Below are 20,872 nucleotides of genomic sequence, written 5' to 3' on the forward strand. Positions count from 1 at the left end.
CGATTGAATGACGTGAACCACGTCAATGACGACGAGGAGTGTCGACGATGCTGCGCTGGCTGATCGCTGTTCTCTTTCTCGCCAACATGCTCGCGTTCGTGGTGGCGCGCGGCGTGTTCGGGCCGCTGCCGGCGGCCGGCCCGCGCGAACCCGGCGTGCTGGCGCGACAGGTGCGGCCCGATGCGCTGCGCGTGACGCCGCTCGCACGGGCCACCGACCAGCCCGTCATCGGCGGCCCGATCGCGCCGCCGTCCGTCACGGCCGAGCCGCTCGCGGCGTCCGCGCCCTGACGGCGCCGGGCCGCGCTCAGGACTGCTGGGCGCGCACCTTCTTCAGCAACGCGGTGGTCGAGCGATCGTGCTCGAACGGAATCGCCAGCGCCCGGCCACCCCAGCCACGCACCAGCGCCGATTCCGGCAACGCATCCATGTCGTAGTCGCCGCCCTTCACGAGGATGTCCGGCCGGACCGCCTCGATCAGCGACACCGGCGTCTTTTCCTCGAACGTCACGACCCAGTCGACGCTTTCCAGCGCCGCGAGCAGCGCCGCGCGGTCTTCCTGGCGATTGATCGGCCGGTCGTCGCCCTTGCCGAGCATGCGTACCGATGCATCGCTGTTCACGCCGACGATCAGGCATGCGCCGAGCGCCTTCGCGTCGGCAAGATAGGTGACGTGGCCGCGATGCAGGATGTCGAATACGCCGTTGGTGAACACGACGGGCGACGGCAGCGACGCGCGCAGGGCGACGAGGGCATCACGGGTGATCAGCTTGCGTTCGAAGGTGGCGGACATGATGGAAGTCGGACGGAATGAGCCACGGCGCACGCGGCGGCGGCGCCAGATAAAAAGCCCGCCGGACTGACCGGGCGGGCTTCATGCAACGGGTACGACATCGCGCAACGCGGCCGGCGCGATGCACGCCGGCTGCGGCGCCAACCGGCCTCAGGCCGGCTGCGCGGCCGACGACGGGCCGCTTTCGGCCTGCAGGCGGCCGGTAACTTCCTTGCGGTAGCGGTTCAGCTCCTGCGCGGTCGCGAACGTGCGCTCGAACAGGATCGACAGGTTGTGCAGGATCCGCTCGACCACTTTCTTTTCCCACTCGCCGTCGAAGCGGATCTGCTCGTCGAGCCAGCGCTCGAGCCATTCCGGATCGGGCAGGCGCGACTGCACGGTGTCGCGCGGGAACAGCGCCTGGTTCACGTGCAGGTTGGTCGGGTGCAGCGGCTTCTCGGTGCGACGCGCCGACGCCATCAGCACGCCGATCTTCGCGAATGCGGCACGCGCGACGTCGCCGCAGTTGTTCAGCGCCTTCTTCATGTAGCGCAGGTACGCGCCGCCGTGGCGCGCTTCATCGCGCGAGATCGTTTCGTAGATCTGCTTGATGACCGGCTCGGTGTGCCAGTCGGCCGCGCAACGATACCAGTGGTTCAGGCGGATCTCGCCGCAGAAGTGCAGCATCAGCGTCTCGAGCGGCGGCGCCGGGTCGAACTGGAAGCGCACCGCGTGCAGTTCCTCTTCGGTCGGCACCATTTCCGGCTTGAAGCGGCGCAGGTATTCCATCAGCACGAGCGAATGCTTCTGCTCTTCGAAGAACCACACGCTCATGAACGCGGAAAAGTCGCTGTCGTGCTGGTTGTCGCGCAGGAACATTTCCGTCGCGGGCAGCGCCGACCATTCGGTGATCGCGTTCATCTTGATCGTCTTCGCCTGCTCGTCGGTGAGCAGCGACGCGTCGAACTTGTCCCACGGAATGTCCTTCTCCATGTCCCAGCGGACGGCTTCGAGCGATCGGTAAAGTTCCGGATAAAGCATCGTGTTCATGATGGTCCCACCCCTGTTCTGCGCAATGCGACTTCTCTAAACGTGACTGTTGCCGCGCAAGCGCGCCCGAGCGCGCCTTTTGCAGCCAAGACTCTAATTTTACGCGGGAAACCGGCCAGCCGGACGGTGATTCCTCGTCCGGCAGCCGGGCGGCCGCGCCGCCGCCGTTGCGGCATGCCGCAGCCACGCTCCGCGAACGGAACCGGCTGCACGCTTGCCTGAGTGGGGGGCCGGCGCTGGCCGGCTCGTTGGCGCGCCCGTCCCCTGCCCCAGGCGGATTCCCCGAAAGGTCCCGTGCGGATGCCGGATCGGCGGGCTGCTCGATATGGTGTATACGGCGGCGGCCATGATATCACGCGTGCATGACGGTTCCGAGACGCCTGCCCGGTCGTGCGCCGCCAATCGCGGTGCGGCGATCGGTCGCGGCCGACCGTCGCGAAAACGCAACCTTACATTCTCCTGCAAGCATCAGACCCGTATTTCTCCGGTCGCGAGGCCGTCTTCCGGCGGCATGCCGGCGGCCGGCGCGCTGCCGCCGTCCGCTCGCGCGATCCAGCCGGCCAGCGTGTCGCGCTGCGCACGCCCGTCGCGGTAGCCGAGCTCGATCAGTTCGCGCGTAAACGCCTCCTCGAACAGCAGGTAGCTCGCAAACGACGCGCCGGCCGGCTGGCTGCCGCCGATCGCGCCGAGCAGCCCGCGCATCGTCGCCGGCATCTGCTTCAGGTGCTTCGCGGCGATCAGCTCGATGCGCTCGGACGGCGCGATCGCGAGCACGTCGACGTGCCGCCAGCCGCTGTCCATCTCGACCTGGTGCGGCAGGTGCTCGATCATCCGGTTGATGTGCTCGATACGCTCGATGTCCGAGCCGATCGAGTCGAGGAACACGCTCGCGAGCACCTGCTGGCCGATCTGCGCGGGCGTCGGGTAGCCGCGTACCAGCCCTGCGCCGTTCGCGGCCGGAATCTCGGGCCGCGGGTCGGCCGCGCCGATCACGACGATCCGGTCCGCGCCGAAGTGGATCGCCGGCGACAGCGGCGCGATCTGCCGGATCGAGCCGTCGCCGAAGTATTCGATCTGCCCGTCGAGCACGAGCGGCACGGCCGGGAACACGAACGGAATCGCCGACGACGCGAGCAGGTGCGACGCCGACAGGTCGACCAGCCGCGCGGTGCGCTGCGCGCGCCGCCACGCCTGGATCGGCTGGGCGGCCTGGTAGAACGTGAGGTGCCGCCCGCTCGAATAGCTGAGCGCCGTCACCGCGAGCGCATGCAGCAGGCGCGCCTCGAGCATCTGCTCGATCCGGTGGAAACTCAGCTCGCGCTGCAGCAGGTGCGCGAGCGGCGCGTTGTCGAGCAACCCGCGCGGCGAACGGCGGGCCGCCCAGCCGAAGGTCATCGTCGCCAGCCAGCGTGCGCCGGCGCCCGCGATACCGAGCCAGTCGGTGCGATACACGTAGTCGGCGCGCAGCGGCTCCCAGAATTCGAGCAGGCGCCGCACGCCGTGGGAAAAGTCGTCCGCGTGGCTCGCGATCGACGTCGCGTTGATCGCGCCGGCCGACGAGCCGCACACGACCGCGAACGGCAGCGTGTGCCGCAGCGGATCGGCCTCGCGCGCGATCTCGGCCAGCGCTTTCAGCACGCCGACCTGATAGGCGGCACGTGCGCCGCCTCCCATCAGAACGAGCGCGAGCCGCATGATCGACCTGCTACCTGCGCCGCGTCACGTCGAGCGCTTCGGCGGACGGGTTTCGGGCGACGATGCGGCGGCCGCGCGCGCCGCGGCCGAACCGGCCGCACCGGCTGATTTCGCGCGCTTCGCGGCAGGCTTGCGCGGCGCGGCGGCGGCCGGGGCCGGCTTCGCGGCCGGCTCCGGCGCAGCGGCCGCGTCCGGCGGCGCATCGCCCGGCGCGGCGGGCTGCATGCCCGGCTGCGCCATCGCAAGGCTCGCGAGCTGGTTGAACTGCGACTGCAGCAGGCTCCACCAGCCCGACGGGTCGAAGGCTTGCTGCGCGGCGTCGCCCGACGCTGCCGCCGACGCGTCGGCATCCGGTGCCGGCGGTGTATCGCTCGACGCCCCCGACGCGTGTTTCGCCGCATGCGCGGCTGCGACGGCCGCTTCCTCGGCCGCCGACATCGAGCTCTGCGCGAACGCGCCGAATGCACGCAACGTCGCGAGCGTCGCGCGCTGCACCTCGAGCGCCTGGATCGCGGACTGCAGCATCCCGAGATTGAGCTTCAGCCACTGCTCGACCGCGCGCAGATCGGTGATCCGCTTGTCGAGCTCCTCGACGCTCGTGAGCGGCGCCATCATGTCGGACATGCTCGACAGCGACGGCGGCAGTCCTTGCGTGGCGCCCGGGAACGACGTCATCCCGCCGAACGGCGACATCCGCATCATGTCCCACATCCGGTCCATCATGTCGGCGGGCTTGAAGCCGGCAAAGCCGGCGAAAGGGTTGGAGCCGGAGGCATCGGTCGTCATACGGGCATCCTGGTTGACTGGGTGAGAGCGAGGCGGCCGCCATGCGTCGCGCGTGCCGCGCCTGGATCGATCATAGCGCCAGCGCGTGTCAGAACGGCGCGTCGCCGGGAAACTCGGGCGGGCGCCGCTCGCGCAGCGAGCGAATGCCTTCCTGCACGTCGGGCCCCGAAAAACCCATGAATTCGAGCGCCAGCGACGTGTCGAAGGTCGGCCCGGCCGTGCGCAGCCAGTTGTTCAATGCGTACTTGGTCCAGCGGATCGCCGACTGCGAACCGTGCGCGAGCCGCTCGGCCACTTCGTAGGCCTTCGGCAGCAGGTCGGCCGGCTCGACCGCGAGCGAGACCAGCCCGATCCGCTCGGCCTCCTCGCCGCTCACCGGCTCGCACAGCATCAGGTAGTACTTCGCCTTCGCCATCCCGCACAGCAGCGGCCACACGATCGCCGCATGGTCGCCGGCCGCGACGCCGAGCCGCGTATGGCCGTCGATGATGCGCGCATCCTTCGCGGCGATCGAGATGTCGGCGAGCAGCCCGGCGACGAGCCCCGCGCCGACGGCCGGGCCATGCATCGCCGACACGATCGGCTTGCTGCAGTTGATCACGTTATAGACGAGGTCGCGCGCCTCGCGCCACACGCGGGCGCGCACGTCGAAGTCGTTCGCCATGTCCTCGACGAGCGCGAGGTCGCCGCCCGCCGAGAAGCCCTTGCCTTCGCCGCGGATCACCGCGACGCGCGTGTCGGGATCGCGGTCGACGTCGCGCCAGATGTCGGCGAGCTCGCGATGCATGCGTGCGTTCGCGGTCGCGAGGCCGCTGCGGTTCGCGCCCTCGCCGCTCATCACGATGTCGAGCACGCCATGGTCGCGGCGCGTCACCTTCAGTGCTTCGTAACCGCCGTACGCGGCGAGATCGGCCATGCGCTGCTCCTTGCTCGAGGCTCTCGCGCCCCTGAATCGAGTGTAGCCAAGCCCGCGCGGGCAAACATCAGGCGAAACCCGGCGCGCGGGCCGGGCCCGGGTTTCGCGAAAGCGGAACGCTGCGTGCGCCGCGTGACTTACGCCGCGCCGTCGGGCGGCGCAACCGACTGCTCGATCGCGCCGAAGATCGACTTGCCGGCCGTGTCGAACATCTCGATGCGCACGGTGTCGCCGTAGCGCATGAATTCCGTCTGCGGCGCGCCGTGCTCGATCGTCTCGAGACAGCGCTTCTCGGCGATGCAGCAGTAGCCGCGCTTCGCGTCCTTGTTCGACACCGTGCCCGAGCCGACGATCGAGCCGGCGCGCAGGTTGCGCGTCTTCGCCGCGTGCGCAATCAGCTGGCCGAAGTGGAACACCATGTCGGTGCCGGCATCGGGCTGGCCGACCTTCTTGCCGTTCCAGTGGACGATCATCGGCCGGTGCACGCGGCCTTCGCGCCATTCGTCGCCGAGCTCGTCGGGCGTCACGGCGACCGGCGCGAACGCGGTGGCCGGCTTGCTCTGGAAGAAGCCGAAGCCCTTCGCGAGCTCGGCCGGAATCAGGTTGCGCAGCGACACGTCGTTCACCAGCGTAACGAGCCGCACGGCCTTCAGCGCTTCGTCGGGCGTCGCGCTCATCCGCACGTCGCCGGTGATCACCGCGACTTCCGCCTCGAAATCGATGCCCCATTCCTCGGACGGGCACACGACGTCGTCGCGGGCCCCGAGAAAATCGTCGCTGCCGCCCTGGTACATCAGCGGGTCGGTCCAGAATTCGGGCGGCATCTCCGCGCCGCGCGCGCGGCGCACGAGCTCGACGTGGTTCACGTACGCGGAGCCGTCGGCCCACTGGAACGCGCGCGGCAGCGGCGCCATGCAGTTGGCCGGATCGAACGCGAACGCATTGCGCGCGCGGCCGTGGTTCAGTGCGTCGTACAGGTCGCGCAGCTGCGGCGCGTAGAACGCCCAGTCGTCGAGGACGCGCTGCAGCGTTGGCGCGATCGCGTCGGCGATCGCCGCGGTGTGCAGGTCGCGCGACACGACGATCAGCTGGCCGTCGCGCGTGCCGTCCTTCAGCGAAGCAAGTTTCATAAGGGGACTCTGGCGTTGTAGTGACGATGGAGGGAATCTATTTTACGATGGTGAATCCCTGCGGCGCGCTGCGATCGTGCGTGCCGTTTTCGCCCCGATTTTTCGGCCCGGTTTTTCAGCCCGCTTCCTGCCGCTTTTCGCGCCCCTGCCGCCCATGCCCGCCAGCCCGCTTCCCGACGACGATCTCGCCGACTCCGACACCGACGACGCCGCTTCCGGCGAACACGGCGAGAAGGTCCGTTCCGGCATCCAGTCGATCGAGGTCGGCTTCCGCCTGCTCGACGTGCTGACGAGCGAGCCGCGCGCGATGATGCTGCGCGACCTCGCGCAGCGCGCGGGCATGAGTCCTGCGAAGGCGCACCGCTACCTGGTCAGCTTCTCGCGGCTCGGCGTGGTGTCGCAGGATCCCGTCTCCGGTCGCTACGAACTCGGCGGCTTCGCGCTGCAGATGGGGCTCGCGCGGCTCGCGCGCGTCGACGGCGTGAAGCTCGCGCGGATCGCGCTGACCGAATTCCGCGACCGCCTCGACCAGACGGTCGGCATCGCCGTGTGGGGCAACCAGGGCCCGACGATCGTGCACTGGATGGAATCGAGCCACCCGGCGAAGGCGTCGCTGAAGCTCGGCGACGTGATGCCGCTGCTCGGCTCCGCGACGGGGCTGCTGTTCGCCGCGTACCTGCCGCGCAGCAAGACCGCCGCGATGCTCGAGCGCGAACTCGCCGATACGCGCCGCTCGCCGCACCACGGCGGCCCGCGCACGCTCGACGAGGTCGACGCGGTGCTCGCCGACGTGCGCCGGCACGAGGCCGCGCGCGTCGAGGGGATGCTGCTGCCGACGATCCACGCGTTCTGCATGCCCGTGTTCGATGCGGTCGGCGAACTCGCGCTCGCGATCGTCGCGCTCGGCCAGGAAGGCTCGTTCGACATTGCATGGGGCGGCGAGATCGACACCGCGCTGCGCACCTGCGCGCAGAAACTGTCTTACGAACTCGGCTATAGTCCCGACGCGCGCGACGCCTGACGCATCCGGTAACTGCCCCCGGCACCTGCCCGTCAAGCAGCGCGAACGTGCGGCGCATTCGACAGTCCGATTCCTGTGGCGCGCGCCGCGCGCCCGAGCTCACGCGAACGCCCCGATCCTGTCCCGATGCCCATGCAGCCTGCCGACACCCGCCCGAGTCACGCGTTGCCCCGCCACTGGCTGCGCGTGGGCATTGCGCTCGTCATCGTGCTGGTGCTGCACGCGCTCGCCGCGTTCTGGCTGATGCGCAACCGCGACGCGTTCACGCCGCCCGCGCCCGCCGAAGTCCCCATTCAGATCGAGCTGCTGAAACCGCAACCGATCGAGCGCCAACCCGCGCCGCCTGCGCCGAAGCCGGTCGAGCAGCCGGCCGCACCTGCGCCGGCGCCCCCGAAGGCCGCCGCACCGAAACCCGCGCCTGAGCCGGTCCTCACGTCGACGCAAACGGCCGAGCACGGCGAGCCGCCGGCCGCCGCGTCCGCCGCGAGTGGTGCGCCTGCCGCATCGGGCGCGCATGCCGCGTCGGCTGCCGGCGCCGCCAGCGCCGCCAGCACCGCGACTCCGGGCCCCGCGACGAACGGCGTGAAGTTCAACGCGCCGCCGTCCGGCGACCTGCAGTACGACACGTTCTACAACGGCATGCAGAACATGATCGGCACGATCCACTGGCGCACCGACGGGCACACCTACGACCTGTCGGTGTCGATGCCCGTGCCGTTCGTCGGCCCGTTCACCTACCGCAGCGAAGGCCGCATCGACGCGTTCGGCGTCGCGCCCGAGCGCTACGTCGAGAAGCGCGGCAAGCGGCCGGAGGACATCGCGATCTTCAACCGCGAGATCCGGCAGGTCGTGTTCACGCGCACGCCGAACAACGCGCCGCTGCCCGACGGCGTGCAGGACCGCTTCAGCATGCTGATGCAGCTGTCGGGGCTCGTGCGCGGCAACCCGTCCGCGTACAAGCCGGGCGTCACGCAGCAGTTCTTCGTGATCGACAACAACAGCGGCGAAACCTGGCCGATCGCCGTGATCGGCGACGAGCAGGTGCAGACGCAGGCCGGCATCATCGGCGCGCGGCACTTCATGCGCCTGCCGCGGCGCGACGGCGATACGCGCCGCATCGACATGTGGCTCGCACCGTCGCTCGGCTGGCTGCCCGCGCGGCTCGTGCAGACCGAACCGAACGGCGCGCAGATCGAGCTGTTGTGGCATGGCCGGCTCGCGGCGCCGGGCGTACCGTCCGACGAAGCACCCGCAGGCGGCGCAACGCATGCGCCCGCCGGTGCGCCGACGCCCGACGCATCAACCGCTCCCGCCGCGGAACCGGCACAACCCGCGCCGCCGGCCACCGTGCAACCGCCGGCACAACCGGCTGCGCCGCCCGCGCCCTCGCCTGTCACACAGTGAACTCGCGCGCACACGCACGCGATTCGGCAATTTCGACCGATTACAGATTTCCGTGAAATGGCCGATGACACTCTTTAACAACTATTTCAGTCCACCGGCAGACAATGGGAAACGTTTCATAGACATCGGCTTCTAACCGATACACCCCATGCAGACGGGAACGGGGTGTGCAGCGCAAGCCCCTTGAAACCGGCAAGGCTCGCCCCACCTAGGGGACAACAAGGCCAGATGCCACTGCGAAGAGGAGTGCCGCCATGCAAATGATCTACAACAGCCCCAACTACTGCGTCGTCGAATTCGCGCCGCAGGCCGGTCACCACCTGATGAATGCCGGCGGATATGAAATCGTCGACAAGAACGCGCAGCGCGAAATCTTCATCGACGGCGAACTTGCCGAACGATTCCGCGCGCACGTGAAGCAGTTGATCGAGGATGAGCCGTCGCTCGATGAAGTCGACGAATTCCTCGGACAATTCGACAGCCTGATGATGATGCCCGTCGTGCTGCACTGACGACCCGCGGCCCGGCGCCTCGTGCGGCCGGGCCATTCGCCGCGCATCGACGCGGCGCCGCGAGCACTCCGATCCTGCCCCCGCCCGGTTCGCCGGCGGGGGTTTTCATTTGGCGGCCCGGCCGGCGCGGCGCAAGGCCGGGCGGCGCCCATGCGCACCGGCTACAATGACGGTTTTCCCGTCTTCGCCGGTCTTTCGCCCATGTCTGCGACTCCTCTCGCCGCTTCCGTCCCGCTCGACGCGTCCTATACGCGCGGCGCCGCTCTGCCTGCGCTGCTCAAATCGCGCATCCTGATCCTCGACGGCGCGATGGGCACGATGATCCAGCGCTACAAGCTCGACGAAGCCGCGTATCGCGGCGAGCGCTTCAAGGATTTCCTGCGCGACATCAAGGGCAACAACGAGCTGCTGTCGATCACGCAGCCGCAGATCATCCGCGAGATCCACGACCAGTACTTCGCGGCCGGCGCGGACATCGTCGAGACCAACACGTTCGGCGCGACGACCGTCGCGCAGTCCGACTACGAGATGGAAGATCTCGTCGTCGAGATGAACATCGAATCGGCGAAGCTCGCGCGCGAAGCGGCCGAGAAATACGCGACGCCGGACAAGCCGCGCTTCGTCGCGGGCGCGATCGGGCCGACGCCGAAGACGGCCAGCATCTCGCCGGACGTCAACGACCCGGGCGCCCGCAACGTCACGTTCGACGAGCTGCGCGCGTCGTACTACCAGCAGGCGAAGGCGCTGCTCGACGGCGGCGTCGACCTGTTCCTCGTCGAGACGATCTTCGACACGCTGAATGCAAAGGCCGCGCTGTTCGCGCTCGACGAGCTGTTCGAGGACACCGGCGAGCGCCTGCCGATCATGATCTCGGGCACCGTCACCGATGCGTCGGGCCGGATCCTGTCGGGCCAGACGGTCGAGGCGTTCTGGAATTCGCTGCGCCATGCGAAGCCGCTCACGTTCGGCCTGAACTGCGCGCTCGGCGCGGCGCTGATGCGCCCGTACATCGCCGAGCTCGCGAAGCTGTGCGACACGTACGTGTCGTGCTATCCGAACGCGGGCCTGCCGAACCCGATGGCCGAGACGGGCTTCGACGAGACGCCGGACGTCACGTCGGGCCTCCTGAAGGAATTCGCGCAAGCCGGGCTCGTGAACCTCGCGGGCGGCTGCTGCGGCACGACGCCCGAACACATCGCCGAGATCGCGAAGGCGCTCGCCGACGTGAAGCCGCGCCGCTGGCCGAACCAGTACAGCGACAACGCCTGACCCGACCGCCCCCCGTCCTTCATCACCAGAATTCGCACCGCCATGACCGATCACATGATGCGCCTCGCCGGCCTCGAGCCGTTCAACGTCACGCCCGGAACGCTCTTCATCAACGTCGGTGAGCGCACCAACGTCACCGGCTCGAAGGCGTTCGCACGCATGATCCTCAACGGCCAGTTCGACGAGGCGCTCGCGGTCGCGCGCCAGCAGGTCGAGAACGGCGCGCAGGTGATCGACATCAACATGGACGAGGCGATGCTCGATTCGAAGGCGGCGATGGTGCGCTTCCTGAACCTGATCGCGTCGGAGCCGGACATCGCGCGCGTGCCGATCATGATCGACTCGTCGAAGTGGGACGTGATCGAGGCGGGCCTGAAGTGCGTGCAGGGCAAGGCGATCGTGAACTCGATCTCGCTGAAGGAAGGAGAGGACGCGTTCCGCCACCACGCGCACCTGATCCGCCGCTACGGCGCGGCGGCCGTCGTGATGGCGTTCGACGAAACCGGCCAGGCCGATACGTTCTCGCGCAAGACCGAGATCTGCAAGCGCTCGTACGACTTCCTCGTGAACGAAGTCGGCTTCCCGCCGGAAGACATCATCTTCGACCCGAACATCTTCGCGGTCGCGACCGGCATCGAGGAGCACAACAACTACGCGGTCGACTTCATCGAAGCGACCCGCTGGATCAAGCAGAACCTGCCGTACGCAAAGGTGAGCGGCGGCGTGTCGAACGTGTCGTTCTCGTTCCGCGGCAACGACCCGGTGCGCGAGGCGATCCACACCGTGTTCCTGTATCACGCGATCCAGGCCGGGATGGACATGGGCATCGTCAACGCGGGCCAGCTCGGCGTGTACGCCGACCTCGACCCGGAGCTGCGCGAGCGCGTCGAGGACGTGATCCTGAACCGCCGCGACGATTCGACCGACCGCCTGCTCGAGATCGCCGACAAGTTCAAGGCCGGGGGCGCGAAGAAGGAAGAGAACCTCGAGTGGCGCAACCAGCCGGTCGAGAAGCGGCTCTCGCATGCGCTGGTGCACGGCATCACGAACTTCATCGTCGAGGATACCGAAGAAGTGCGCGCGAAGATCGCCGCGGCCGGCGGCCGCCCGATCAACGTGATCGAAGGGCCGCTGATGGACGGGATGAACATCGTCGGCGACCTGTTCGGCCAGGGCAAGATGTTCCTGCCGCAGGTCGTGAAATCGGCGCGCGTGATGAAGCAGGCGGTTGCGCACCTGATCCCGTTCATCGAGGAAGAAAAGCGCCTGCTCGCGGAAGCGGGCGGCGACGTGCGCGCGAAGGGCAAGATCGTCATCGCGACCGTGAAGGGCGACGTGCACGACATCGGCAAGAACATCGTGTCGGTCGTGCTCCAGTGCAACAACTTCGAAGTCGTCAACATGGGCGTGATGGTCCCGTGCAACGAGATCCTCGCGAAGGCGAAGGTCGAGGGCGCGGACATCATCGGGCTGTCGGGCCTCATCACGCCGAGCCTCGAGGAAATGGCGTACGTCGCGTCCGAAATGCAGCGCGACGACTACTTCCGCGTGAAGAAGATCCCGCTGCTGATCGGCGGCGCGACGACCTCGCGCGTGCACACGGCCGTGAAGATCGCGCCGCACTACGAAGGCCCGGTGGTGTACGTGCCGGACGCGTCGCGCTCGGTGTCGGTCGCCTCCAGCCTGCTGTCCGACGAAGGCGCGACGAAGTACCTCGACGAGCTGAAGTCCGACTACGAACGCATCCGCGACCAGCACGCGAACCGCAAGGCGCAGCCGATGGTCACGCTCGCCGAGGCGCGCGCGAACAAGACCAAGGTCGACTGGGCGGGCTACCAGCCGGTGAAGCCGAAGTTCATCGGCCGTCGCGTGTTCAAGAACTACGACCTGAACGAGCTTGCGCAGTACATCGACTGGGGCCCGTTCTTCCAGACCTGGGATCTCGCGGGTCCGTACCCGGCGATCCTGAACGACGAGATCGTCGGCGAATCGGCGCGGCGCGTGTTCTCCGACGCGAAATCGATGCTCGCGCGCCTGATCCAGGGCCGCTGGCTGACCGCGAGCGGCGTGATCTCGCTGCTGCCGGCGAATAGCGTCAACGACGACGACATCGAGATCTACAGCGACGAGTCGCGCTCGGAAGTGCTGCTCACGTGGCGCAACCTGCGCCAGCAGAGCGTGCGCCCGGTGGTCGACGGCGTGATGCGGCCGAACCGCTCGCTCGCCGACTTCATCGCGCCGAAGGAATCGGGTGTCGCCGACTACATCGGGATGTTCGCGGTGACGGCCGGCCTCGGCGTCGACGCGAAGGAAAAGCAGTTCGAAGCCGACCACGACGACTACAGCGCGATCATGCTGAAGGCGCTCGCCGACCGCTTCGCGGAAGCCTTCGCGGAAGCGATGCACGCGCGCGTGCGGCGCGAGCTGTGGGGCTACGCGAGCGGCGAGACGCTCGACAACGATGCGCTGATCGCGGAAAAGTACGCGGGCATCCGCCCGGCACCGGGCTACCCGGCCTGCCCCGACCACCTGGTGAAGCGCGACATGTTCGACGTGCTGCGCGCGGACGAGATCGGCATGAGCGTGACCGACTCGCTGGCGATGCTGCCGGCCGCGAGCGTGTCGGGCTTCTATCTCGCGCATCCGGACAGCACGTATTTCTCGGTCGGCAAAATCGGCCAGGATCAGCTCGAGGACTACGCGCAGCGCATGGCGCTGTCGCTCGACGACGCGCGCCGCGCGCTCGCGCCGCAGCTCTGATCGGCCCTTCGACGGGCGCGCCGCTGCCCGCTATCATCAGACAAAAGAAAAAGCCCGCTCGGACGCGGGCTTTTTTCTGCCTTTCGATCCTTTCAGACCGGCCGGGCAAGCAGGCTCAGAAGCCCCAGTGCACGTCGGCTTCGCCGGCTTTCGCTTCGCGCAGCATCGTGAGGAAGGGCGCAACGCGCTGGGCCAGGCTCGCCGGCACTTCGTGGTGCGCGTGATCGGCTTCGTCCTCATGGAAATGGCCGGCGTGCTCGGCGCGTTCCTGCTTCGCCTGCGCTACCGCGCCTTCCAGCTTGGCGATCGCGTGGTCCAGCTCGTCGTGCGTAATCACACCGCGCTCGCCCAGCTGCTTGCCGACGAGACCCAGCACATACACGGCGAAATCCTTCAGCACGTCGAGATCCTGTGCCGCCTTGCTCTTGAACGTAATCATGACAATTCCCTTTTCATCTTGTTGTGCCTGCGCGGCGCGGTTGGGGAACGCCGGCAGACCGGCGTCCGGCCTCGCGGACGCGGGCCGCCTGAGCGGCATATTAGCACCTGTTAAAATTCTGCGATCCCTGAAACGCGCGCTTAAAAAGCGCGCCGGCGGGCCGGCGTTTCCGGCCGCCACCAACGAAGCCTTCTACCAGCATGCTGCCAGCACACAAACAGACCCTCGAAGCCCTGCTCGCGGATAGCGTCAAGCAGGTCGCACACGCGCTGAAAGGCGCCGACGCCGCGTCCGTCGCCCCCGTCATCACGCTGGAGCGCCCGAAGGTCGCCGCGCACGGCGATGTCGCGTGCAACGTCGCGATGCAGCTCGCGAAGCCGCTCGACACGAACCCGCGCCAGCTCGCCGAGCAGATCGTCGCCGCCCTCACCGCCCAGCCGGGCGCGCAAGGCCTCGTCGAAGCCGCCGAGATCGCCGGCCCCGGCTTCATCAACCTGCGCCTGTCGGCCGCCGCGAAGCAGGCCGTGATCGCCGCCGTGTTCGACCAGGGCCGCGCGTTCGGCACGTCGGATCGCGAGAAAGGCAAGCAGGTGCTGCTCGAATTCGTGTCGGCGAACCCGACCGGCCCGCTGCACGTCGGCCACGGCCGCCAGGCCGCGCTCGGCGACGTGCTCGCGAACGTGATCGCGAGCCAGGGCTACGCCGTGCACCGCGAGTTCTACTACAACGACGCAGGCGTGCAGATCGGCAACCTCGCGATCTCGACGCAGGCACGCGCACGCGGCCTGAAGCCGGGCGACGCGGGCTGGCCGGAAGCCGCGTACAACGGCGAATACATCGCCGACATCGCACGCGACTTCCTGAACGGCGAAACGGTCGCCGCGTCGGACGGCGAGCCGGTCAAGGGCACGGGCGACGTCGAGGATCTCGACGCGATCCGCAAGTTCGCGGTCACGTACCTGCGTCGCGAGCAGGACATGGATCTGCAGGCATTCGGCGTGAAGTTCGACCAGTACTACCTCGAGTCGTCGCTGTACAGCGAAGGCCGTGTCGAGAAGACGGTCGACGCGCTGATCAAGGCCGGCATGACCTACGAGCAGGACGGCGCGCTGTGGCTGCGCACGACCGACGAAGGCGACGACAAGGATCGCGTGATGCGCAAGTCGGACGGCACGTACACGTACTTCGTGCCGGACGTCGCGTACCACGTGACGAAGTGGGAGCGCGGCTTCACGAAGGTGATCAACATCCAGGGTTCGGACCACCACGGCACGATCGCGCGCGTGCGCGCCGGCCTGCAGGGCCTGCACATCGGGATCCCGAAGGGCTACCCCGACTACGTGCTGCACAAGATGGTCACCGTGATGCGCGACGGCCAGGAAGTGAAGATCTCGAAGCGCGCGGGCAGCTACGTGACGGTGCGCGACCTGATCGAATGGTCGGGCGGCGCGGCGGCGGGCCAGGAAGCGGCGCCGGACCTGATCGACGAAGCGACCATCACGCGCGGCCGTGACGCGGTGCGGTTCTTCCTGATCTCGCGCAAGGCCGATACCGAGTTCGTGTTCGACATCGACCTCGCGCTGAAACAGAACGACGAAAACCCGGTCTATTACGTCCAGTACGCGCATGCGCGGATCTGCTCGGTACTCAACGAGCTGAAGTCGCGCTACAACGTCGACGTCGCACAGCTGCCGGGCGCCGACCTGTCGCAGCTGACGAGCACGCAAGCGGCGTCGCTGATGCAGAAGCTGGCCGAGTACCCGGACATGCTCACGCACGCGGCCAACGAACTGGCGCCGCACGCCGTTGCGTTCTACCTGCGCGATCTCGCTGGCGAATTCCACTCGTTCTACAATGCGGAGCGCGTGCTGGTCGACGACGAAGCGCCGCGCAATGCACGCGCCGCACTCCTCGCCGCGACCCGGCAGGTGCTCGAGAATGGTCTGGCGGTGCTCGGCGTATCCGCGCCCGCCAAGATGTAACGCAGCAAGCGGCCCGAACCGGGCGCGAATGGCTGCGGCTGGAGCGCCCGCCGTCGGGTGCCCGCCGCCGGGTACCCGTCGCAGCCTTTTCACGATTCTTTTTGCAGGTGACTCAAGCAATGGCACAACCACGCCGAACTTCGAAGCAATCGAAACAAGCCGGAGGGACATTTCTTGGAATCGTGCTGGGCCTGATCGTCGGCCTCGCGATCGCCGTGGTGGTGGCGCTCTACATCACGCGTTCCCCGTCGCCGTTCGTGTCGAAGGTCGCGCCGCCGCCGGCCGACAACGGCGCGAGCCAGCCGCAGCAGTTCGATCCGAACCGCGCGCTGCAGGGCAAGACGCCCGGCCAGCCGGTGCCGCAGGCCGCGCAGCCCGCGCCGCCGAACACCGCGCCCGGCCAGGCCGCGAACCAGACCCAGGGCGGCCTGCTGCCCGAACCGCAGATCGTCGAAGTGCCGCCGCAGGCCAACGGGTCGAGCGGCTCGAACAACACCGGCAGCTCGAACAACACCGGCAGCTCGAACAACACGACCGCGTCGAACAATACGTCGTCGAGCAACGGCGTCGCCGTCGCGCCGAAGCCGGCCGACACCACGCCGCCGCCGAAGAAGACGCAGCAAGCGCAGCAGCAACAGCAGCAAGGCGGCGAGGACGACCTCGCCCGCTTCGCCGCGCAGAAGCAGGCGCAGCAAGCCGCCGCGCAAAAGCAGCAGCAACAGCAACTGGCCGCGAACACGCCGAAGCCGACCTCGTCGGCCACGGCCGCCGCGACGGCAAAGCCGCCGACCGCGAACGATGCGAATACCGGCTACTTCCTGCAGGTGGGCGCGTACAAGACGGAAGGCGACGCCGAGCAGCAGCGCGCGCGCCTCGGCTTCCAGGGTTTCGAGTCGAAGGTGTCGAAGCGCGATGTCAGCGGCGTGACGTATTTCCGCGTGCGTGTCGGCCCGTTCTCGAAGTTCGAGGATATGAACTCGGCCCGCCAGCGCCTGTCCGATGCAGGTGTCGACACGGCGGTGATCCGTTTCACGAAGCAGTAAGCAACCGGCCGAGCCCACTCAGAACCCGTTACGTTTCGTAACCCGAGCAACTGATTCGACGTTCACAACATGAAAAAACTGCTTAGCACGCTCCTTCTGTCCCTGGGTCTGGCCGCCGGCCTCGCGCAGGCTTCGCCCGCCGCACCGGTCGCCGGCAAGGACTTCGAGGTGATGAAGTCGCCGCAGCCGGTGTCCGCACCGGCCGGCAAGGTCGAGGTGATCGAATTCTTCTGGTACGGCTGCCCGCACTGCTACGAATTCGAGCCGACGATCGAGGCGTGGGTGAAGAAGCAAGGCAACAACATCGACTTCAAGCGCGTCCCGGTCGCATTCCGTGACGATTTCGTCCCGCACTCGAAGCTGTTCTACGCGGTGTCCGCGCTCGGCATCTCCGAGAAGGTCACGCCGGCGATCTTCAACGCGATCCACAAGCAGAAGAACTACCTGCTGACGCCGCAGGCGCAGGCCGACTTCCTGGCCACGCAGGGCGTCGACAAGAAGCAGTTCACGGACGCGTACAACTCGTTCAGCGTGCAGGGCGAAGTGAACCAGTCGGCCAAGCTGCTGAAGGACTACGCGATCGACGGCGTGCCGACGGTCGTCGTCCAGGGCAAGTACAAGACGGGCCCCGCCTACGCGAACAGCATCCCGGGCACGGCCCAGGTGCTCGACTTCCTCGTGAAGCAGGTTCAGGACAAGAAGCTCTGATCCCCGCCCGCCCGCCGGCATGACTACTCCGCTGAAGGTCTTCATCACCGGCGCATCGAGCGGCCTCGGCCTCGCGATGGCCGAGGAATACGCCCGCCAGGGCGCCACGCTCGCACTCGTCGCGCGCCGCACCGATGCCCTCGATGCGTTCGCGCGGCGCTTCCCGAAGCTGTCCATCTCCGTCTATTCCGCCGACGTGCGCGACGCCGACGCGCTCGCGACGGCCGCCGCGTCGTTCATCGCGACGCACGGCTGCCCCGACGTCGTGATCGCGAACGCCGGCATCAGCCAGGGCGCCGTCACGGGCCAGGGCGATCTCGCGACGTTCCGCGACGTGATGGACATCAATTATTACGGGATGGTCGCGACGTTCGAGCCGTTCGTCGGCCCGATGACGGCCACGCGCCACGGCACGCTGGTCGGTGTCGCGAGCGTTGCCGGCGTGCGCGGGCTGCCCGGTTCCGGTGCGTACAGCGCGTCGAAATCGGCCGCGATCAAGTATCTCGAAGCGCTGCGCGTCGAGTTGCGGCCGGCCGGTGTCGGCGTCGTGACGATCGCGCCCGGCTACATCCGCACGCCGATGACCGCGCACAACCCGTACCGAATGCCGTTCCTGATGGACGCCGACCGCTTCGCGGCGCGTGCGGCCCAGGCGATCGCGCGGCAGCACGCGTTCCGCGTGATTCCGTGGCAGATGGGTGTGGTCGCGAAGGTGCTGCATGTGTTGCCGCGCTGGCTGTACGACCGCCTGTTCGAGAAGGCGCCGCGCAAGCCGAAGGCCGGGGCGCACTGACGCTCCGGTGAGCACCGGCCCGCGTGAAGCTTCGCGGGCCGTCTCTCCGTCTCTCCGTCTCTCCGTCTCTCCGTCTCTCCGTCTCTCCGCCCGTCTCTCTGTCCCACCGTCTCACCGCATCACCGCATCACCGCATCACCCCACCGACGCCAGGCGGCTTCGACGCTTCGATTCACCACACGCCCGCACCGCGCCCGCGCCATCCCCGACGCGCTGCCGTCCAGCCTCCCAGGCCCCAGCGCTCTTCCGTCCGCAGCCTCCTTCGCCCCACTCGCCGCCCCAACACCCGTTCCGTCGCGAACGCAGCCGTTTTTCGGCCAATTCGCCGCGTTCAGGCGCCTTTTTTCACGCGTCTCGCGCTTTGACGGTATGCTATTCGCCAGCCGCGCCGGCCCTGTCCGCTTCCGGGCCGCGCCCGCATCCCGTCACCCAGCAAAAAACACAAGCCACGTGGGAGATCCTATGCAGCTCAAGCTGTTCGCCGCGGCCACGCTCGCCGCCGCCCTCGCCGCCCCCGGCCTCGCCGCCGCCAAGCCGCTCACCGTCTGCACGGAATCGAGCCCGGACGGCTTCGACGTCGTCCAGTACAACTCGCTCGTCACGACCAACGCGTCGGCGGACGTGATCTTCAACACGCTCGTGTCGTACGACGAAGCCGCGAAGAAAGTCGTGCCCGCGCTCGCCGACAAATGGGACGCGAGCGCCGACGGCCTCACGTACACGTTCCATTTGCGCCCGAGCGTCGCGTTCCAGACCACCGACTATTTCAAGCCGACCCGCGCGCTCGACGCGGACGACGTCGTGTTCACGTTCTCGCGGATGCTCGACGACTCGAATCCGTGGCACAAGGTGGCCGGCGCGAGCGGCTTCCCGCACGCGCAGTCGATGGGGCTCGTGAAGCTCGTGAAGTCGGTCACGAAGGTCGACGACAGCACCGTGAAGTTCGTGCTGAACGAGCCGAACGCGACGTTCGTGCCGATCCTGACGATGGGCTTCGCGTCGATCTACTCGGCCGAATACGCGGACCAGCTGCTCAAGGCCGGCAAGCAGGCCGACCTGAACGGGAAGCCGGTCGGCACCGGCCCGTTCGTGCTGAAGAGCTACACGAAGGACGCGCTGATCCGCTACGACGTGAACCCGACCTACTGGGGCACGAAGCCGAAGGTCGACCGGCTGATCTATGCGATCACGCCCGATCCGTCGGTGCGGCTGCAGAAGGTGAAGGCCGGCGAATGCCAGATCGCGCTGTCGCCGAAGCCGCAGGACGTGCTCGCCGCGAAGGGCGAAAGCGCACTGAAGGTCGCGCAGACGCCCGCGTTCATGACCGCGTTCGTTGCACTGAACACGCAGAAGAAGCCGCTCGACAACGACAAGGTGCGCGAGGCGCTGAACCTCGCGTTCGACCGCGCGACCTACCTGAAGGTCGTGTTCGACAACACCGCGACGGCCGCGAACAACCCGTATCCGCCGAACACGTGGAGCTACGCGAAGGACGTCGCGCCGTATGCGTACGATCCGGCGAAGGCGAAGCAGCTGCTCGCGCAGGCCGGCTTCCCGAACGGCTTCTCGACGACGATCTGGACGCGCCCGACCGGCAGCGTGCTGAACCCGAACCCGAAGGTCGGCGCGGAGCTGTTGCAGGCCGACCTCGCGAAGATCGGCGTGAAGGCCGAGGTCAAGGTGATCGAATGGGGCGAGCTGATCAAGCAGGCGAAGCTCGGCCAGCATGACATGCTGTTCATGGGCTGGGCCGGCGACAACGGCGATCCGGACAACTACCTGTCGCCGCTGTTCAGCTGCAATGCGGTGAAGTCGGGCATCAACTTCGCGCGCTTCTGCGACACGCAGCTCGACAAGCTGATCGCCGACGGCAAGTCGACCGCTGATCAGGCCAAGCGCACGAAGCTGTACGAAGCGGCGCAGAAGATCATCCACGACCAGGCGCTGTGGATTCCGCTCGGCTATCCGACCGCGGCCGCGCTCACGCGCACGAACGTGAGCGGCTATCACGTGAGTCCGTTCGGGCGGCAGAACTTCGGCACAGTCAGCGTTCAATAACCCGATCCGACCTAAACCCGTTAATTCGACATCGAGCCCGGCCGCAATCTGCGGCCGGGCTTTTTTATGTAACTCGATCGTGTCGACTTGTCTCCCATTCAGGTATGTCGCAATTCGACGTTTGAGACTCGCGTAAATTATTCATTCAAATTCATACACGTCCCATATCAAACCAAAAAATCGGCTTATACACTCTCCGGACTCCGAAGTTGAAACAACGCAACACGAATTAATAGCGGAATATCCACGCTGAAACGGGGAACGGTCGATGTCAGAAAGCCAAGCACTACAGATGCTCTCCCAGCTCGTCTGGAATAGCCTCCTGATCGCAGGCCCCGTGCTTGCCGCAATGCTTATCGCCGGCCTGCTCGTCAGCATTTTTCAGGTCGTTACGCAATTGCAGGAGATGAGCCTGAGCTATGTGCCCAAACTCGTCGTCGCCGGCATCGTAATCGTGACGCTCGCTCCGTGGATGCTCGGCCGTCTGACCGGCTTTACCACCACGTTATTCGCTGGCATCGCCGATCTCCGCTGA

Annotated in this window: 19 protein-coding genes; 12 read left to right on the plus strand and 7 right to left on the minus strand. The window is 67.4% G+C overall.

Features of this window, described 5'->3' with window-relative positions; translation table 11 throughout:
- Window positions 1–47: 47 nt before the first annotated feature.
- Window positions 48–290 (plus strand): hypothetical protein, encoded by a 243-nt coding sequence (locus CFB40_RS15860; RefSeq protein WP_089426666.1) that lies wholly within the window; start codon window positions 48–50, stop codon window positions 288–290.
- Between the two features lie 16 nt (window positions 291–306).
- Here CFB40_RS15860 and rfaE2 read toward each other — a convergent pair whose 3' ends face one another.
- From rfaE2 to CFB40_RS15895, 6 genes are all read right to left on the minus strand, one after another.
- Window positions 307–792, minus strand: a complete 486-nt coding sequence (gene rfaE2 / locus CFB40_RS15865; protein WP_089426432.1) for a D-glycero-beta-D-manno-heptose 1-phosphate adenylyltransferase — start codon at window positions 790–792, stop codon at window positions 307–309.
- 150 nt (window positions 793–942) lie between these two features.
- Entirely contained in the window at window positions 943–1,821 is an 879-nt protein-coding gene (locus CFB40_RS15870) for a diiron oxygenase (RefSeq protein WP_011353352.1), read from the minus strand.
- 468 nt (window positions 1,822–2,289) lie between these two features.
- On the minus strand, window positions 2,290–3,516 hold the full coding sequence (locus CFB40_RS15880; RefSeq protein ID WP_089431737.1) for a patatin-like phospholipase family protein: 1,227 nt from the start codon (window positions 3,514–3,516) through the stop codon (window positions 2,290–2,292).
- A 24-nt stretch (window positions 3,517–3,540) separates the two neighbouring features.
- Complete coding sequence (locus CFB40_RS15885; protein WP_089426434.1) at window positions 3,541–4,302, minus strand: PhaM family polyhydroxyalkanoate granule multifunctional regulatory protein; 762 nt, start codon at window positions 4,300–4,302, stop codon at window positions 3,541–3,543.
- Window positions 4,303–4,390: 88 nt separating this feature from the next.
- Window positions 4,391–5,218 (minus strand): enoyl-CoA hydratase/isomerase family protein, encoded by an 828-nt coding sequence (locus tag CFB40_RS15890; RefSeq protein WP_039346345.1) that lies wholly within the window; start codon window positions 5,216–5,218, stop codon window positions 4,391–4,393.
- Between the two features lie 137 nt (window positions 5,219–5,355).
- Window positions 5,356–6,348: a fumarylacetoacetate hydrolase family protein gene (locus CFB40_RS15895; RefSeq protein WP_039346348.1), complete on the minus strand. Its 993-nt coding sequence runs from the start codon at window positions 6,346–6,348 to the stop codon at window positions 5,356–5,358.
- Window positions 6,349–6,502: 154 nt separating this feature from the next.
- Here CFB40_RS15895 and CFB40_RS15900 point away from each other — a divergent pair, with 154 nt between their 5' ends.
- The 5 genes from CFB40_RS15900 (at window position 6,503) to metH (ending at window position 13,314) form a co-directional block, all read left to right on the plus strand.
- On the plus strand, window positions 6,503–7,369 hold the full coding sequence (locus CFB40_RS15900; RefSeq protein ID WP_089431738.1) for an IclR family transcriptional regulator: 867 nt from the start codon (window positions 6,503–6,505) through the stop codon (window positions 7,367–7,369).
- Window positions 7,370–7,495: 126 nt separating this feature from the next.
- Window positions 7,496–8,773 (plus strand): DUF3108 domain-containing protein, encoded by a 1,278-nt coding sequence (locus CFB40_RS15905; RefSeq protein WP_089431896.1) that lies wholly within the window; start codon window positions 7,496–7,498, stop codon window positions 8,771–8,773.
- 254 nt (window positions 8,774–9,027) lie between these two features.
- Entirely contained in the window at window positions 9,028–9,285 is a 258-nt protein-coding gene (locus CFB40_RS15915; protein ID WP_006477667.1) for a BTH_I0359 family protein, read from the plus strand.
- Window positions 9,286–9,486: 201 nt separating this feature from the next.
- Complete coding sequence (locus tag CFB40_RS15920; RefSeq protein ID WP_089431739.1) at window positions 9,487–10,554, plus strand: homocysteine S-methyltransferase family protein; 1,068 nt, start codon at window positions 9,487–9,489, stop codon at window positions 10,552–10,554.
- Between the two features lie 42 nt (window positions 10,555–10,596).
- Complete coding sequence (metH, locus tag CFB40_RS15925; RefSeq protein ID WP_179255278.1) at window positions 10,597–13,314, plus strand: methionine synthase; 2,718 nt, start codon at window positions 10,597–10,599, stop codon at window positions 13,312–13,314.
- A 115-nt stretch (window positions 13,315–13,429) separates the two neighbouring features.
- On the opposite strand, the gene CFB40_RS15930 is transcribed toward metH, so the two are convergent.
- Window positions 13,430–13,753 carry a DUF1840 domain-containing protein gene (locus tag CFB40_RS15930; protein WP_089426439.1) on the minus strand — a complete coding sequence of 108 codons (324 nt, stop codon included), beginning with the start codon at window positions 13,751–13,753 and terminating at the stop codon, window positions 13,430–13,432.
- A 200-nt stretch (window positions 13,754–13,953) separates the two neighbouring features.
- On the opposite strand from CFB40_RS15930, the gene argS reads away from it, so the two are divergent.
- The 6 genes from argS to CFB40_RS15960 all read left to right on the plus strand — a co-directional run bounded on the left by argS (window position 13,954) and on the right by CFB40_RS15960 (window position 20,872).
- On the plus strand, window positions 13,954–15,735 hold the full coding sequence (argS, locus tag CFB40_RS15935) for an arginine--tRNA ligase (RefSeq protein WP_089431740.1): 1,782 nt from the start codon (window positions 13,954–13,956) through the stop codon (window positions 15,733–15,735).
- A 119-nt stretch (window positions 15,736–15,854) separates the two neighbouring features.
- The gene (locus CFB40_RS15940; protein ID WP_089431741.1) at window positions 15,855–16,778 is read left to right on the plus strand and encodes an SPOR domain-containing protein; all 924 of its coding nucleotides are present in this window, start codon (window positions 15,855–15,857) and stop codon (window positions 16,776–16,778) included.
- A gap of 69 nt (window positions 16,779–16,847) precedes the next feature.
- Complete coding sequence (locus CFB40_RS15945; RefSeq protein ID WP_089426442.1) at window positions 16,848–17,486, plus strand: thiol:disulfide interchange protein DsbA/DsbL; 639 nt, start codon at window positions 16,848–16,850, stop codon at window positions 17,484–17,486.
- 19 nt (window positions 17,487–17,505) lie between these two features.
- Entirely contained in the window at window positions 17,506–18,279 is a 774-nt protein-coding gene (locus CFB40_RS15950) for an SDR family oxidoreductase (protein WP_089431742.1), read from the plus strand.
- A 462-nt stretch (window positions 18,280–18,741) separates the two neighbouring features.
- Complete coding sequence (locus CFB40_RS15955) at window positions 18,742–20,337, plus strand: ABC transporter substrate-binding protein (protein WP_089431743.1); 1,596 nt, start codon at window positions 18,742–18,744, stop codon at window positions 20,335–20,337.
- 268 nt (window positions 20,338–20,605) lie between these two features.
- Complete coding sequence (locus tag CFB40_RS15960) at window positions 20,606–20,872, plus strand: flagellar biosynthetic protein FliQ (protein ID WP_089431744.1); 267 nt, start codon at window positions 20,606–20,608, stop codon at window positions 20,870–20,872.

The sequence above is a fragment of the Burkholderia sp. AU31652 genome, assembly GCF_002223155.1.
GTDB lineage: Bacteria > Pseudomonadota > Gammaproteobacteria > Burkholderiales > Burkholderiaceae > Burkholderia.